The organism is Nitrosovibrio sp. Nv4, from assembly GCF_900215485.1.
Taxonomy (GTDB): Bacteria; Pseudomonadota; Gammaproteobacteria; order Burkholderiales; family Nitrosomonadaceae; genus Nitrosospira.
Genome location: NZ_OCMZ01000001.1, coordinates 1,165,020 through 1,180,243 on the forward strand (window position 1 = coordinate 1,165,020; position 15,224 = coordinate 1,180,243).

The following is a 15,224-nucleotide window of genomic DNA, read 5'->3' on the forward strand; positions in this document are numbered from 1 at the left end:
CGCCATTTACAGCCTTTTTCGAACCTTGTCTGGATCTTCCCATGAGTCTTAAAATTCCTGGCGCATTGCCGCTGCTTTTTCTTGCTGCCTGCTCGCAGATTCCTGCCAAATCCGATGTCAAAGCGGATAAGCCGGTAGAGAAGGCCAGAGCTGGACAGTCAAAATTACCCAGTCAGGACTTGACTGGCCCCATGCTGTTCGATTTCTTGCTGGGGGAAACGGCTCTGCAGCGTGGTGACACGGAAATTGCGATTCGTACTTATCTCAAGCTCGCGAAAACCACTCGCGATCCGCGTGTTGCCCAGCGTGCCACGGAAATTGCGCTTCAAGCACGTCAGCCCGTGCCGGCACTTGAAGCGGCGCAAATCTGGGCTGAACTTGATCCGAATTCGGTTGGCGCCCGCCAGACCCTGGCAGCGCTTCTGGTAAATTTCGACAGACTGGATGAAGCCCGGCCCCATCTCGAAAAACTGCTGGCCTCTGCGGGAGATAATATCGATGAGGCTTTTATGCAATTGAACAGCCTCCTAGTACGCAATACCAACAAAAATACGACGTTCGAACTGGTGAAGCAACTTGCCCAACCCTATCCAAAACTACCCGAGGCCCATTTTGCGGTATCCCAGGCAGCATGGTTTGCCGAACGTTTCGATATCGCACTGACAGAGATGAAACGGGCATTGGCGCTTCGTCCGGAGTGGGAGATAGCGGCAATTTATCAAGGGCGGATACTGGCGCGGAACTCCAATGCCAGTGCGCTTGAATTTTTTGAAGACTATCTCGAGGATTATCCTAAAGCCAACGATACGCGAATTACCTATGCCCGGTTATTGCTGTCGGAAAAGAATTATAGCAAGGCACGCGAACAGTTCCAGCAATTGCTGGAGGAGAACCCCAACAATGCCGATGTCGCGGTGGCTGTGGGGTTGCTATCCATGGAATTGCAAGAATATGACCAGGCCGAGTCGAATTTCAAGAGAGCATTGGAGTTGGGCTACAGAGATCCAGGCATGGTCCGCTTTTATCTCGGCGGCATCAATGAAAAAACCCGGCAGATTGATACAGCGATGGACTGGTATCGCTCAGTGACGAGTGGTAGTCAATATATTCCGGCACAAATCAAATACGCCATCCTGCTGAGCAGAATAGGCAAAATGAACGAAGGCCTGCAGCACCTGCACAGTCTGCCGGTCACGAATGATCAGCAAACTGCGCAGTTGATAATCGCCGAGGCGCAATTGCTGCGGGAAGCTGGGGGTTACCAGAAAGCATTTGAGCTGTTGAGCAGTGGTCTGAAAAAGCTTCCCGACTATCCTGAGCTGCTCTATGATCGAGCTTTGGCGGCAGAAAAAATCGGCAAATCCGACATCATGGAGCAGGACTTGCGTAAGCTGATCCAGTTAAGGCCGGATCATGCTCACGCATACAATGCGCTGGGCTATGGTCTTGCGGAACACAGCAACCGCTTGCCGGAAGCGCTGGAGCTTATTGAAAAGGCCATCAAGCTTTCCCCGAACGATCCCTACATTATGGACAGTCTGGGGTGGGTGCATTACCGCATGGGCAATCTCAATCAAGGGCTCAGCTACCTGAAACAGGCCTTCGGGCTGACTCCGGATCCGGAAATCGCGGCTCACCTGGGTGAAGTCTTATGGGTGCAGGGGACAAAGGAAGAGGCGACAGAAGTTTGGCAGTCAGCGCTCAAGAACCACCCCGATAACGAGGTGTTGCTCAGCACCATGAAGAAATTCATGAAGTAGTGCAACACGTCGGAAACATCATTTCTCATGTTGGTATAACGCCGCTTCATTCCGTGGTCAAGGTGTTCCCGCTGTTAAGAAATCGCTTTATTTTCCTCTGGTGGGGTCTCATTTTATGTGTGCCACCTTTTTTTTCAGGTTGTACAGCCCTTCCGCATAAAAATAATGTAGCTCGTACCCTCGTCACTGAGCCTGTTGCGGGAATGGCTGATGCAAGGGCGGCCGATTTTGGGCTTGTCGGCCGGGTCTCGGTGAAGGGTGGCAAAGAAAGTTTTTCCGGTGGAGTACAATGGCGTCATACAGAAAGAGGCGACGAAATTCTTCTGCTTTCACCATTGGGGCAGACTTTGGCCCAGATTCAGCGGCGGCCTGAAGGCGTGTATCTGACGACCGCGGAACAGGAGAGTTATTATGCTGCCGACGTGGAAAGCCTGACCGACCAGGTGTTGGGTTGGCGGTTGCCTCTCATGGGTTTGCAATACTGGGTACAAAGCATGAACTCGCCCGCTACGGTATCCGCAATAGACCTGGACATGGACGGGCGCGTAATGGCTATTCGTCAGGATGGATGGGAGATCGGCTATTTCGGTTATCCCCCGATTGTGCCGGTACAGACTACCCAAGCCCGGACTGCGTCCCCCCGGTTATTGATGCTTAAACGCGACGGCCTTCAGATAAAACTCGTGATAGATGATTGGGATGCTGGAACTCACTGAAGCCCATGTAAATTCGATGGCGAAACTCTCTTGCCCCGCGCCGGCAAAGCTTAACCTGTTCCTTCATGTGGTCGGACGCAGGGAGGATGGCTATCACCTATTGCAAACGGTTTTTCGATTGGTGGATTTTTCGGATCAACTTGATTTTGCGCTCCGGACAGATGGCGCGGTCAAGTTGCATACGCCAACTGCCGGGGTGCCTGAAGACAAGGACCTGTGCGTGCGTGCGGCCAGACTGCTGCAACAGGAAAGCGGCGTTTCGGCGGGTGTGGATATTTTTCTGGAAAAACGAATTCCAATGGGAGGCGGGCTGGGGGGCGGTAGTTCCGATGCCGCCACGACATTGCTGGCGCTCAATCGTTTATGGGGATTGGGCTGGCAAAGGAGCCGGCTTTTAAAGCTGGGGCTCAGACTGGGGGCGGATGTGCCCGTGTTCATTTTTGGCCAGAATGCCTTTGCTGAGGGCATTGGCGAAAAACTTTCGCCCATTGCCCTGTCTCCCGCGTGGTATCTGATCCTGACCCCATCCGTACACGTCTCAACTGCGCAGGTTTTTACCAGTAAGGAATTGACACGAAACACGATTCCGATCAAAATACCGCCCTTTTCCGTCGAGCGAGGACACAACGATCTTGAGCCGGTAGTTTGCCGGGCATATCCCGAAGTGGCACGCCACCTGGAGTGGCTCAAACGGCTCGGCAATTCACGGATGACGGCAATGACGGGTTCCGGCGCCTGTGTGTTTGCGGAGTTCGCTACGGAGCATTCAGCAAAAGCAGCGCAGGCGCAGCTTCCATTCGACATGAATGGTTTTGTGGCACAGGGATTGGATCGTCATCCCATGCATGATTTTGCGGAACAGTAATTGGGGAGTCGCCAAGTGGTAAGGCACCGGATTTTGATTCCGGCATTCGTAGGTTCGATCCCTACCTCCCCAGCCAATTTTCAGGTCTTGAGATTCAAGACCGGCCAGACAGCCGGATGGTGGTTAAGCTCTTTGTATTTGCGTGCATTCGCTTGAATCCCCCGGCTCCCGATTCATATTTTCAAACTTACCGCTCCCAGTCATGGCCTACGATAGCTTGATGGTTTTTACCGGTAACGCCAATCCCAAGCTGGCGCAGGATGTTGTGCGGCATCTGAATATCCGTATAGGACGCGCAACGGTCGGCCGCTTCAGCGACGGCGAGGTAATGGTTGAAATTCTTGAGAATGTCCGGGGCAAGGATGTATTTGTTTTGCAGTCCACCTGCATGCCCACCAACGATACGCTGGTCGAATTGCTGGTATTGGTCGATGCGTTGAAACGGGCGTCCGCCGGGCGGATTACGGCGGCGATGCCTTATTTTGGATACGCCCGTCAGGATAGAAGGCCACGTTCGGTACGGGTCCCGATCACTGCCAAAGTCGTGGCAAATATGCTGACGAGTGTAGGGATAGACCGGCTTTTGACGATGGATCTGCATTCAGACCAGATTCAGGGGTTTTTTGATATTCCGGTGGATAACATTTACAGCATGCCGATTCTGTTGGGCGATCTATGGAAAAGCGATTATCAGAATCTGGTAGTGGTTTCTCCCGATGTAGGCGGGGTAGTGCGGGCCAGGCAGATGGCAAAGCGCCTTGAATGCGATCTGGCAATCATAGATAAACGGCGCCCCAAAGCGAATGTGGCGAAGGTAATGAACATAATCGGCGAGGTGGAGGGGCGCACCTGCGTAATTATGGATGACATGGTGGATACCGCCAATACCTTGTGTGAAGCTGCCCGGGCTTTGAAGGAGCAGGGGGCGGAGCGCGTGCTGGCATACTGCACCCACCCGGTATTGTCGGGCAAGGCGGTGGAGCGGATCGAGAATTCCGCCCTGGACAAGCTGGTGGTCACTGATACCATTCCGCTGCGAGAGGACGCGAGAGCCTGCGATCGCATTTACCAGTTGAGCGTGGCAAGCCTGCTCGCGGAAACAATGCTGAGGATCAGTAATGAAGACTCGGTGAGTTCCTTATTCATGGAGTAAGGTCTCTAAAAGATTCGTACATATGCAGAAAAAGAAGGAAAGAGACGTATTGCAATTGGATTCGAACACAGTTCACAAGCTTTTATTAATCGGGTCATCTGGTCGCGGATGATCCACATTTTGGAGAAAACAGATGCAAATTGAAATCAGCGCCAAAAAGCGCACATTGCAGGGCAAGGGTGCGAGCCGCCGCCTGCGTGGTTCTGGCAGTGTGCCGGGAATCATCTATGGCGGAGAAAATCCGGCGCAAGCGATCCAGCTGGATCATAACAGTCTTTATCATCAGCTCAAGCAGGAAGCCTTCCATGCCTCCATCCTGTCCATGGAGGTAGAGGGGCAGAAAGAACGGGTCCTGTTGCGCGACATACAAATGCACCCGTTCAAACTTCAAGTGCTGCATATCGATTTTCAGCGCGTCGATCCGAATAAAAAAATCCATATGAAAGTGCCGTTGCACTTCATAAATGCGGAAATTTCTCCGGGAGTAAAACTTTCCAGCGGTATTGTCAGTCACGTGCTTACCGAACTGGACGTTTCCTGTCTGCCCAAAGATCTGCCGGAGTTCATTTCGGTGGATCTGGCTGATCTGGCTGCGGGAAATACCATCCACTTGAGCGACTTGCAGCTGCCCGAAGGCGTCGAAATTCCCTCACTTATCAAGGGCGATGATTTGCCGGTGGCAACCATAGTGATTCCGCGGGCAGTGGCAGCCGAGGAAGCGGCAGCCGGGGTGGCGGCTGCGGATATTCCGACGACAGTACAGAAGAAAGAAGGCGTGGCAAAGGAAGGTGAGAAAAAGGACGCCGGGAAAAAGAAATAATACCGGCAGGTTTTTCATGTGGGCCCGCTGGAGTCATATCGGTTCCGGTGGGCTTTTCCTTTACTGAGCAAGCGTATTCTTCTTTCTGTTACGTTCAATGAAACTCATCGTCGGTCTTGGCAACCCGGGCAAGGAATACGCGGCTACTCGCCACAATGCCGGCGCCTGGTGGTTATTCCGCCTGGCGGATGAGCTGCGTATCACGCTGAAAGCGGAAGCACGGTTTCATGGTCTGTGCGCGCGCGCCGGCCAGGGCGATTCAGAGCTGTGGCTGCTCAATCCCCAGACTTACATGAATGCCAGCGGAAAAGCAGTTGCGGCTCTGTGCCGTTTTTATAAAATCCAGCCCGAACGGATTCTCGTGGTTCATGATGAACTGGATTTGCCACCGGGAGTCTCCAGACTGAAGCTGGACGGCGGACTCGGTGGACACAACGGTTTGAAGGACATCGCTGCCCACCTAGCCACCCGGGAATTCTGGCGCCTGCGCATCGGCATCGGTCATCCCGGGGACAAAAATGCTGTGGTAAATTACGTATTGCAGCCTCCGCGCAAGGAAGAAGCGGCGTTGATAGACGAGGCCATTCACAGTAGCCTGAAAGTCTGGCCACTCATCGCGGAAGGCAACTGTCAGGCAGCGATGATGAAATTACATACAAAAAATAAAGAATGAACGATAAGCATTGAGAAAGAACAGCAGTTCATCTCATCTTCCACATTTCGGGCATTCATAGTCCTGGAATCTAATCTTTGTAGTTTAAAAAACTTATGAGTCTGAAATGCGGTATCGTTGGTTTGCCCAATGTGGGGAAATCCACCCTGTTCAATGCGCTGACCAAAGCCGGTATAGCCGCTGAAAACTATCCATTCTGCACCATCGAGCCTAACGTCGGCATCGTCGAAGTCCCGGATAAGCGTCTGGCTGCGCTCTCGGAGATTGTCAAGCCGCAAAAAGTACAGCCCGCTATCGTCGAGTTCGTCGATATCGCCGGTCTTGTTGCGGGCGCATCAAAAGGCGAAGGATTGGGCAACAAGTTTCTTGCCACCATTCGCGAGACCGATGGCATTGTCAATATGGTGCGCTGCTTCGTCAATGACAACGTCGTGCACGTTGCCGGGAATGTCGACCCGGTTTCGGACATCGAGACCATACAGACCGAATTGGCGCTTGCCGACCTCACGACCGTGGAAAAGGCGCTGCAACGCGAAACCAAGCTAGCCAGGTCTGGCGATAAGGAGGCGGTCAAGTTCGTGGCGCTACTGGAAGCAACGCTGGCACACCTCGACCAGGGTAAACCTGTGAGAAGCCTGGGACTGGATAGGGAACAACAGCAATTATTGAAGCCACTCTGCCTGCTGACCGCCAAGCCGGCCATTTATGTAGCCAACGTCGACGAAAAGGGCTTCACCGAAAATCCGCTACTGGCGCGTGTGGAAGAATATGCCGCGCGCGAAGGCGCGCCGGTAGTCGCGATCTGCGCCGCCCTGGAGTCGGAAATTGCAGAAATGCCGGATGAGGACAAGCAGATTTTTCTTGCCGACATGAATCTGGAAGAACCAGGACTGAACCGTCTGGTTCGCGCCGCCTACCAGTTACTCGGGCTCCAGACTTATTTCACCGCTGGCGTGAAAGAGGTGCGTGCCTGGACCATATCAAAGGGTGACACTGCTCCACAGGCAGCTGCGGTAATCCATACCGATTTCGAGAAAGGCTTCATTCGCGCGGAAGTCATCGCCTATGACGATTTCATCGCTTGCAAAGGTGAACAGGGGGCGAAGGAAGCGGGAAAGATGCGGCTGGAAGGGAAGGAGTATGTGGTCAAGGATGGCGATGTGATGCATTTTCGTTTCAACGTCTAAGCTAAATCTGTTAGTCCCGCGCCTGGATCAGACAACCATCGGCAATCTGGAACGACACCCGAGTTTCGGGCGGCGCTTCCTGATTCGTTTACTGGAAGTCCTCAACCGTGTATCTAAAGTACGACAGCGCTGGTACAACATTTGGCTGATGAGATGGCTATAATGATTATTCATCTCACGATCTTTCTTGGATACCGTCGTATCGACTCACCGACTAATTGCTTTTTCGCAGCCGAATACTCTCTATCCGCTGATGCAGAGACCGGCAGGCAACAGGATGACGAAACATAAAAAAGGAGCTATGAATGATATACAAAGTCCTTATTGCACCGGTCGAACCATCAATAAATGACGGGCCCAATTTCAGTGGCGTTCTTGCAGCTTACGATATCGAAGCCAGCTCAGAAAGTGTCGCTCGAGATCTGGCATTTATTCGGTTTTGCGAGGAGAGTCCTTATCGCTCTCACAATCGCGATGACTACACAATCCATGTGCAGGATCAGCGTGAATAGGCTCCATCTATTTTTTGATATCTAGAGATACAAACATCTCTGTACGGATGTTTTATCATCCATTACACTGAATCCCCAGGTCAGCTATCCCGGCATCTTTATCGATGCGTCTTGCCGCATCCATATCTTGTAATCCCGCTAGCAGCCCATATTTCCCGGTTAAGCAAGTGGTTGAGGTATAATTCCATTTTTTTCGATTCTGCTTTATTGGAGGGGCTGTCATGCCGATTTATGAATACCGTTGCGGGTCCTGTAGTTTTGAAAAGGAATATCTGCAAAAGGTGAACGATGCGCCGGTTGCGGCTTGTCCCGCATGCGGCAGCGATGCTTATGCCAAGCTTATCTCCGCTGCGGGCTTTCAATTGAAGGGCAGTGGTTGGTATGTAACCGATTTCAAGAATAGTGCGAAGCCGAAAGCGAAGCCGGATAGTGAAGCACCAGTGGTTGCGAAGGCTGAAACCGCTACGCCAACCCCCCCGGCCGCCGGGGCCGCTTGCCCCGCCTGCCCTACCGATTAAAGGCGGATACTGCTGAATATGAAACGTTATTTCATCACTGGGCTCCTGATCTGGGTACCTCTCGGTATCACCGCCTGGGCGTTGAAATTTCTGATCAGCACGATGGACCAGTCGCTGCTGCTCCTGCCGGCCAGCCTGCATCCTGAAACCGTGGTGGGCATGTATATTCCCGGCATGGGCGTGGTGCTGACGTTGCTGGTGGTTTTCCTCACGGGTCTGCTCACGACAAATATCATAGGGCAGCGGCTGGTGATTTTCTGGGAAGGCGTGTTATGGCGCATTCCGGTGGTGAAATCGATCTATTACGGTGTAAAGCAAGTCAGCGACACGCTGTTTTCCAGCCAGGGCGAGGCCTTCCGCAAGGCGCTGCTGGTGCAATATCCGCGCGAGGGTTCATGGACTATTGCATTCATGACAGGGTACCCGGGTGGCGATGTAGTCAACCATCTCAAGGGGGAGTATGTAAGCGTTTATGTGCCGACCACACCTAATCCCACTTCCGGTTTTTTTCTGATGATGCGGAAAAGCGATGTGATCGAACTCGACATGAGCGTAGATGCGGCGCTGAAATACATTATTTCCATGGGCGTCGTCACACCCGGCAACGGCAAAAAAAATCCCGGCCCATCCCAGGCAGTATTGTTGCACGGTACCGGTTCCGTCGGTTCCGCATCAAGCGACAAATCCTGACTTTATCTTTTCTGATTACAGACTCGTCATGCGCACTAACTACTGCGGCCTCATCAATGCCCAATATCTGAACCAGGCGGTGACCCTTTACGGCTGGGTGCATCGGCGCCGCGACCATGGCGGGGTCATCTTTGTGGATCTGCGCGATCGTGAAGGCTTGGTGCAAGTGGTATGCGACCCCGACAATGCGTCAGCTTTTCAGATCGCGGAGAAAATTCGCAACGAGTTCGTGCTTAAAGTCATGGGCAAGGTGCGGCATCGTCCGGCCGGTACAGCTAATCCTAATCTCGTCAGCGGTGAGATCGAAGTGCTGGTGCAGTCCATCGAAATTCTCAACACCTCGTTGACGCCGCCCTTTCTGATGGATGACGAAAACCTGAGCGAAGCCGTGCGGCTGGAGCACCGCTTCCTCGATCTGCGGCGCCCACAGATGCAGGCAAACTTGAGACTACGCTACAAGGTGGCGATGGCAGTTCGCGTGTTTCTTGACCAGCATGGCTTCATAGACGTGGAAACACCGATGTTGACCAAATCGACGCCGGAAGGTGCGCGTGACTATCTGGTGCCGTCGCGCGTCAATACGGGACATTTTTTTGCGCTGCCGCAGTCGCCGCAATTGTTCAAACAGTTATTGATGGTTGCCGGGTTCGATCGCTACTACCAGATTACCAAATGCTTTCGCGATGAAGATTTGCGTGCCGATCGCCAGCCTGAATTCACGCAGATCGATATCGAGACATCCTTCCTGAATGAAGCCCAAATCATGGCGCTTATGGAAGAGATGATTTGCGGCGTGTTCAAAAGCGTAATGAATATTGATCTGCCAAATCCGTTTCCCCGCCTGACACATACCGAAGCAATGTCTCGCTACGGCTCCGACAAGCCCGACTTACGGGTCAAGCTGATTCTGACCGAGCTTACCGACGTGATGCAGGGGGTGGAATTCAAGGTTTTCCGCGAGGCTGCGCTTAAAACGAACGGGCGTGTGGCGGCTCTCCGAGTGCCTGGGGGTGGGACGTTATCGCGCAAGGAGATCGACGATTACACCATTTTCGTAGCGATATACGGTGCGAAGGGGCTTGCGTACATTAAAGTGAATGCCTTGGAGAAGGGCCTTGAAGGCTTGCAGTCGCCGATACTGAAATTCCTTCCGGAGACGGTAGTGCAGGTTATTCTGGAGCGCACCGAAGCAAAAAATGGCGATCTCATATTTTTCGGGGCCGACAAGGCCCAGGTAGTGAATGAGGCATTGGGTGCATTACGCGCCAAGGTCGGGCATGATCTCGGGCTTGCGGAGTCCGGCTGGAAGCCTTTATGGGTAGTCGATTTTCCGATGTTCGAACGCGACGACGAAGAAAATCGATGGAAGGCTTTACATCATCCGTTTACTTCGCCTGCCGATGGTCACGAGGATTTGCTTGAGACCGATCCCGAGAGGGCGTTATCCAAGGCCTATGATATGGTGCTGAACGGTTCGGAAATCGGCGGAGGCTCGGTGCGTATTCACCGTCAGGAAGTTCAGTCGAAAGTATTTCGGGCCTTGAATATCGGCGCTGATGAGGCATGCGAAAAATTCGGCTTTTTGCTGGAAGCGTTGCAATATGGCGCGCCGCCTCACGGTGGCATTGCATTCGGCCTCGACCGTATCGTTACCATGATGGCGGGCGCGGAATCAATCCGTGAGGTTATCGCTTTTCCCAAAACACAACGTGCACAATGTCTGCTGACCCATGCACCTAGCACAGTGGATGAAAAGCAATTACGGGAACTGCACATCAAGCTTCGCCACATGTAGCACGTCAAAAAATAAAAGTCGGGGAGCATAGAAGCGCGGAGATCCGGATAAAAAACAACCATTGTTCGGGAGCCGGAATGGTTTTCCAATCTCTATTCCTTTCGGTGGCTACTTCGCCGTGAAAATCTATAACTATAAGACGCCGGTTTCCGTTCTGGTAATTATCCATACGCCCGACATGCAGGTTCTGCTGCTGGAACGGGCCGATCATCCTGGTTATTGGCAATCGGTAACGGGGAGCCAGAATCAGGAAGAAACACTTGTGCAAACCGCCATGCGGGAAGTAGCGGAAGAAACGGGACTGGATGCTGGCCGCTATCAGTTGACGGACTGGAACATCCAGAACGAATACGAAATTTATGACGAATGGCGCTGGCGCTATGCACCCGAGGTGACCCGCAATACCGAGCATGTGTTTGGTTTACTCGTGCCGGAACCTGTCCCGGTGCTGGTGGCGGCACGAGAGCACCTGCGCTATATCTGGCTTCCCTGGCAGGAAGCGGCGGGAAAGGTTTTTTCGCCAAGCAATGCGGAGGCGATAAGGAAGCTGGCAACAATCAGAAGCAATGAGCATGATGGAAACGGTTCAGAGGCTCCTTGAGGTTCCTGAGATTCCTGGGTGCGTGAAGGTCCGGTCGAACCAATGTCCGGTATTTTGGTCTGATGTTTTACTTTACTTACGGTTTTTAAAGGAAAAACAGGAGTAGCCATGCAAGCGGAAGCCATTGCGTTTGAACGTTTTGATACCTTGAAGGATGACGACTGCGCGCAACGCATCGTGGAGGCCAAGGCGACGCTCGGGAAGCGCGCGGTAATACTCGCGCATCATTATCAGCGTGCGGACGTTTACAAACACGCCGGCCTTACCGGCGATTCCTTGCAGCTCTCGCGCCTCGCCTCAGGAACGGATGCAGATTATCTGGTGTTCTGCGGCGTGCATTTCATGGCTGAAGTAGCCGACATTCTCTCCAAGCCGGAACAGGTTGCTATCCTGCCGGACCTTTCCGCCGGCTGTTCGATGGCCGACATGGCAAGTCGTTTCAAGGTGGAGCGTGCCTGGCGCGAGTTGTCAGAGGTGCTTGATCCCGATGAGGCGGTCACCCCTGTCACCTACATCAACTCCGCCGCCGATCTCAAAGCCTTCTGCGGCGAGCACGGTGGCATCGTCTGCACTTCCAGCAACGCCGTAAGGATTTTGCAGTGGTCCTTTTCGCGCCGTGAAAAAGTCCTGTTTTTTCCGGATCAGCATCTGGGACGCTGGAGCGGACATAAGCTTGGAATTCCAGTGGACGAAATGGCGGTGTGGGACTTTGATGAACCGATGGGCGGGCTTACTCCGGAGCAGATCAGAAAGGCCAGGATTCTGCTCTGGAAAGGACATTGTTCCGTCCATCAGATGTTCCAGCCACAGCACATACTGCGGTTTCGCAATCAGCACCCAGACGGAAAGGTAATTTCACATCCCGAATGCAGTTTTGAGGTCTGTAAAAATTCCGATTACGTCGGTTCAACCGACTATATTATCCGGACCATCCGCGAGGCGGAGGCCGGAACCCGTTGGCTGGTAGGCACCGAGTTGAATCTGGTCAGCCGTATTGCAGAGGAGTTCAAATCCGAAGGCAAGATTGTACAATTCATGGCATCGACGATCTGCATGTGCTCCACCATGGCTCGCATTGATCCGCAACATCTTGCCTGGACGCTGGAAAATCTCGTAGCAGGAAAAGTGGTAAATCAGATCAAAGTGCCGGCAGACGAAGCGGTACTGGCAAAGCTCGCGCTGGAGCGGATGCTGGAGGTTTCTCTATAATGAAAAAGCATTATTTCGCCACTGCTGCTTGGGGACGGGGATTCTCGGGTAGCCAGTATTCCAAGTTTTCAGGCGACCTTCTGGCTCAGGCCTGCTGTTCACTATATGCTCGATAGACTGCATATTGCCACCTACAATATTCACAAAGGCTTTTCTCATTTCAACCGGCGGGTAATGGTGCATCAGTTGCGCGACAGTTTACGCTCGATAAATGCCGATATCATTTTTTTGCAGGAGGTGGTCGGCCAGCACAAGGGGCACGCGGCGCGTTTCGAGAACTGGCCACACAATCCCCAGTATGAGTTTCTGGCCGATTCGATCTGGCCGGATTTCGCCTATGGAAAAAATGCCGTGTACGATGAAGGACATCATGGCAATGCGATCTTGAGCCGCTACCCCATCATGCGCTGGGATAATGTAGATGTTTCGGCGCATCGTTTCGAGAATCGCGGCATGCTCCATTGCGAAATCTGCCTTCCCGACTGGCCGGAAAATCTGCATTGCATATGCGTTCACCTGGGACTGTTCAAACGCGGACAGTCGCAGCAGTTACAAGCGTTGGAGCAGCACATCGAGCGCCTCGTCCCGCGCCATGCGCCCCTGGTGATAGCCGGGGATTTCAACGATTGGCGTGAACTTGCCAGCGGGATTCTGGTTAAACGGCTTGAGCTGACCGAAGCGTTCGAATTGACGGGGGGAAGAGTGGCGCGAAGTTTTCCGTCCATGTTGCCACTATTTCGCCTTGACCGCATCTATGTCCGCGGCTTTCACGTGGAAAAGGCACAGGTGCATCAAGGTCATCCCTGGTCAAAAATTTCCGATCATGCGGTCTTGTCGGCGCAGATGGTACGTAGATGATGGCGGAAATGAATAGCCAGATTGTTGCCGCCGCCGCCCTGCTGAAAGCAGGGGGTATCGTGGCCTTCCCGACGGAAACGGTTTACGGCCTTGGTGCGGATATCTCTCACCCGTCCGCCGTGCAACGCATCTTCGAAATCAAAAAACGGCCCGCGGATCATCCGCTCATTGTCCATATCGCCGATTCATCCCGCTTGACTCACTGGGCGCAAGAAGTCCCGGAACAGGCGTGGCAACTCGCTGAACACTTCTGGCCCGGTCCGCTGACACTGATATTGCCGCGTAGTCGCCATGTACCGGAAAATGTAACGGGAGGCCAGGATACGGTGGGGTTGCGCGTGCCGGATCACCCCGTCGCGCTTGCTTTGCTGAACGCATTGGGGCATGAGAAAGCCCTTGCCGCACCGTCGGCCAACCGGTTTGGCCATATAAGTCCCACAATGGCAGCACATGTGCGCGAGGAATTGGGCGAAGCAGCAGACATGGTTCTGGACGGCGGGCCGTGCAGAGTGGGCCTGGAAAGCACAATTGTCAGTTTCGACGGCGACACTGCCGCCATATTACGGCCGGGCGGCATCCCGCTGGCAGCGCTGGCAGAAGTACTGGATGGAAAGATTGTGATACCCGAAGGAGAAAAACGAACCGTGCGTGTACCTGGCGCTCTCTCTTCCCATTACGCCCCGCTAACGCCACTGGAGCTTTGGCCGTCGGACAATATATGGCGGCGCGCTTTCGAGTTGGCGGAGAAAGGCTGGCGCGCCGCAATAGTGGGCTGGTCAGCCCAATGTCTCCAGCACTCGGAGCGAGGACATGAAGAGATCGTGTATTTCTCCATGCCCGCTGAACCAATGGGGTATGGCCATCAACTGTATGCAACTTTAAGACGGGCGGACCAAGAGCGATTCGACTGTTTGCTGGTAGAAACGCCTCCAGATAAACCCGCCTGGATTGCAATCGCGGATCGATTGCGACGCGCGGGTCGCACGCCGGATGTCAAAGGTCTAATTGAGGATCATGATTCTGCGAGAGGACAGAATGACGCAAATGAGTCCGTATATGGACGGGAAACAGGAATAAAATGAATACTACAGTTCGAGCGGTACTGTTTGACGTTGACGGCACACTGGCTGATACTGAGCGCGACGGTCACCGTCTTGCATTCAATGCCGCATTCGAAGAATTGGGCCTTGACTGGAATTGGAACGTAGCGCTTTATGGCGAGCTGCTTGCGATAACGGGTGGCAAAGAGCGTATCCGTCATTATATGGAAAACCATACCCCTGCCGAGTTGGGCAGAAGCGGACTCGATGGCTGGATCGCCGGCTTGCATAAGGTTAAAACGAAGCACTATGTGAGCCTGCTTGAAAGCGGCGGGATTCCACTGCGTCCCGGCGTAGCGCGCCTCATCCGGCACTTGCGCGATGCGAACATAAAAATAGCCATCGCCACCACTACGACACCGGAAAACGTAACCGCGCTTTTAAAATCTACATTAGGGGAAGACTCTCCCGGTTGGTTTGAAGTTATTGGCGCAGGCGATATCGTCCGTGGAAAAAAGCCTGAACCGGATATTTACCACTGGGTTCTTGATCAATTGGGATTGCCGGCACAACAATGCATAGCAATAGAAGATTCGGAAAACGGGCTGAGAGCGTCGCTTGCGGCGGGGCTCGATACAGTCATTACTGTGAGCGATTACACTCGATCGCAGGACTTCAGCGGAGCGGCGCTTGTATTGTCAGACCTCGGGGAGCCGACGCAGCCTTTCACTGTACTTGAAGGGAATGTGCCGCATAGCGGTTGGGTGGATGCGGAATTGCTGGTGACGCTGAAAAGATGAACGTCCGCAGGGATCTGTCGAATAGAT

At 53.3% G+C, this 15,224-nt stretch carries 16 protein-coding genes and 1 tRNA gene; all 17 read left to right on the forward strand.

Annotated elements, in window-relative coordinates; all coding sequences use genetic code 11:
* Positions 1 to 41: 41 nt before the first annotated feature.
* The 17 genes from CRO05_RS05220 (at position 42) to CRO05_RS05300 (ending at position 15,197) form a co-directional block, all read left to right on the forward strand.
* On the forward strand, positions 42 to 1,760 hold the full coding sequence (locus tag CRO05_RS05220; RefSeq protein ID WP_097066688.1) for a tetratricopeptide repeat protein: 1,719 nt from the start codon (positions 42 to 44) through the stop codon (positions 1,758 to 1,760).
* A gap of 203 nt (positions 1,761 to 1,963) precedes the next feature.
* Positions 1,964 to 2,476 (forward strand): lipoprotein insertase outer membrane protein LolB, encoded by a 513-nt coding sequence (lolB, locus tag CRO05_RS05225; RefSeq protein WP_143860887.1) that lies wholly within the window; start codon positions 1,964 to 1,966, stop codon positions 2,474 to 2,476.
* Between the two features lie 16 nt (positions 2,477 to 2,492).
* The gene (gene ispE / locus CRO05_RS05230; RefSeq protein ID WP_235001295.1) at positions 2,493 to 3,341 is read left to right on the forward strand and encodes a 4-(cytidine 5'-diphospho)-2-C-methyl-D-erythritol kinase; all 849 of its coding nucleotides are present in this window, start codon (positions 2,493 to 2,495) and stop codon (positions 3,339 to 3,341) included.
* A 1-nt stretch (position 3,342) separates the two neighbouring features.
* Positions 3,343 to 3,417 (forward strand) — tRNA-Gln (locus CRO05_RS05235).
* Positions 3,418 to 3,543: 126 nt separating this feature from the next.
* Entirely contained in the window at positions 3,544 to 4,494 is a 951-nt protein-coding gene (locus CRO05_RS05240) for a ribose-phosphate pyrophosphokinase (protein ID WP_097066106.1), read from the forward strand.
* 133 nt (positions 4,495 to 4,627) lie between these two features.
* Positions 4,628 to 5,314, forward strand: coding sequence for a 50S ribosomal protein L25/general stress protein Ctc (locus CRO05_RS05245; RefSeq protein ID WP_097066107.1), 687 nt, complete (start codon positions 4,628 to 4,630; stop codon positions 5,312 to 5,314).
* Positions 5,315 to 5,411: 97 nt separating this feature from the next.
* Positions 5,412 to 5,987, forward strand: coding sequence for an aminoacyl-tRNA hydrolase (gene pth / locus CRO05_RS05250; RefSeq protein WP_369831596.1), 576 nt, complete (start codon positions 5,412 to 5,414; stop codon positions 5,985 to 5,987).
* A 95-nt stretch (positions 5,988 to 6,082) separates the two neighbouring features.
* Positions 6,083 to 7,174: a redox-regulated ATPase YchF gene (gene ychF, locus CRO05_RS05255; protein ID WP_097066109.1), complete on the forward strand. Its 1,092-nt coding sequence runs from the start codon at positions 6,083 to 6,085 to the stop codon at positions 7,172 to 7,174.
* A 305-nt stretch (positions 7,175 to 7,479) separates the two neighbouring features.
* Positions 7,480 to 7,686: a hypothetical protein gene (locus CRO05_RS05260; RefSeq protein WP_097066110.1), complete on the forward strand. Its 207-nt coding sequence runs from the start codon at positions 7,480 to 7,482 to the stop codon at positions 7,684 to 7,686.
* A 221-nt stretch (positions 7,687 to 7,907) separates the two neighbouring features.
* The gene (locus CRO05_RS05265; RefSeq protein ID WP_097066111.1) at positions 7,908 to 8,204 is read left to right on the forward strand and encodes an FmdB family zinc ribbon protein; all 297 of its coding nucleotides are present in this window, start codon (positions 7,908 to 7,910) and stop codon (positions 8,202 to 8,204) included.
* 18 nt (positions 8,205 to 8,222) lie between these two features.
* Positions 8,223 to 8,894: a DUF502 domain-containing protein gene (locus CRO05_RS05270; protein ID WP_090880075.1), complete on the forward strand. Its 672-nt coding sequence runs from the start codon at positions 8,223 to 8,225 to the stop codon at positions 8,892 to 8,894.
* 28 nt (positions 8,895 to 8,922) lie between these two features.
* Positions 8,923 to 10,689, forward strand: a complete 1,767-nt coding sequence (aspS, locus tag CRO05_RS05275) for an aspartate--tRNA ligase (RefSeq protein WP_097066112.1) — start codon at positions 8,923 to 8,925, stop codon at positions 10,687 to 10,689.
* Positions 10,690 to 10,813: 124 nt separating this feature from the next.
* Positions 10,814 to 11,290, forward strand: coding sequence for a dihydroneopterin triphosphate diphosphatase (gene nudB, locus CRO05_RS05280; protein WP_097066689.1), 477 nt, complete (start codon positions 10,814 to 10,816; stop codon positions 11,288 to 11,290).
* A 108-nt stretch (positions 11,291 to 11,398) separates the two neighbouring features.
* The gene (gene nadA, locus CRO05_RS05285; RefSeq protein ID WP_097066113.1) at positions 11,399 to 12,499 is read left to right on the forward strand and encodes a quinolinate synthase NadA; all 1,101 of its coding nucleotides are present in this window, start codon (positions 11,399 to 11,401) and stop codon (positions 12,497 to 12,499) included.
* Positions 12,500 to 12,604: 105 nt separating this feature from the next.
* The gene (locus CRO05_RS05290) at positions 12,605 to 13,357 is read left to right on the forward strand and encodes an endonuclease/exonuclease/phosphatase family protein (protein WP_097066114.1); all 753 of its coding nucleotides are present in this window, start codon (positions 12,605 to 12,607) and stop codon (positions 13,355 to 13,357) included.
* Between the two features lie 8 nt (positions 13,358 to 13,365).
* Positions 13,366 to 14,439, forward strand: coding sequence for an L-threonylcarbamoyladenylate synthase (locus tag CRO05_RS05295; protein WP_339389984.1), 1,074 nt, complete (start codon positions 13,366 to 13,368; stop codon positions 14,437 to 14,439).
* Positions 14,436 to 15,197 (forward strand): HAD family hydrolase, encoded by a 762-nt coding sequence (locus tag CRO05_RS05300; RefSeq protein ID WP_097066116.1) that lies wholly within the window; start codon positions 14,436 to 14,438, stop codon positions 15,195 to 15,197. The genes CRO05_RS05295 and CRO05_RS05300 overlap by 4 nt, the downstream gene beginning before the upstream one ends.
* The last annotated feature ends 27 nt before the right edge of the window (positions 15,198 to 15,224 follow it).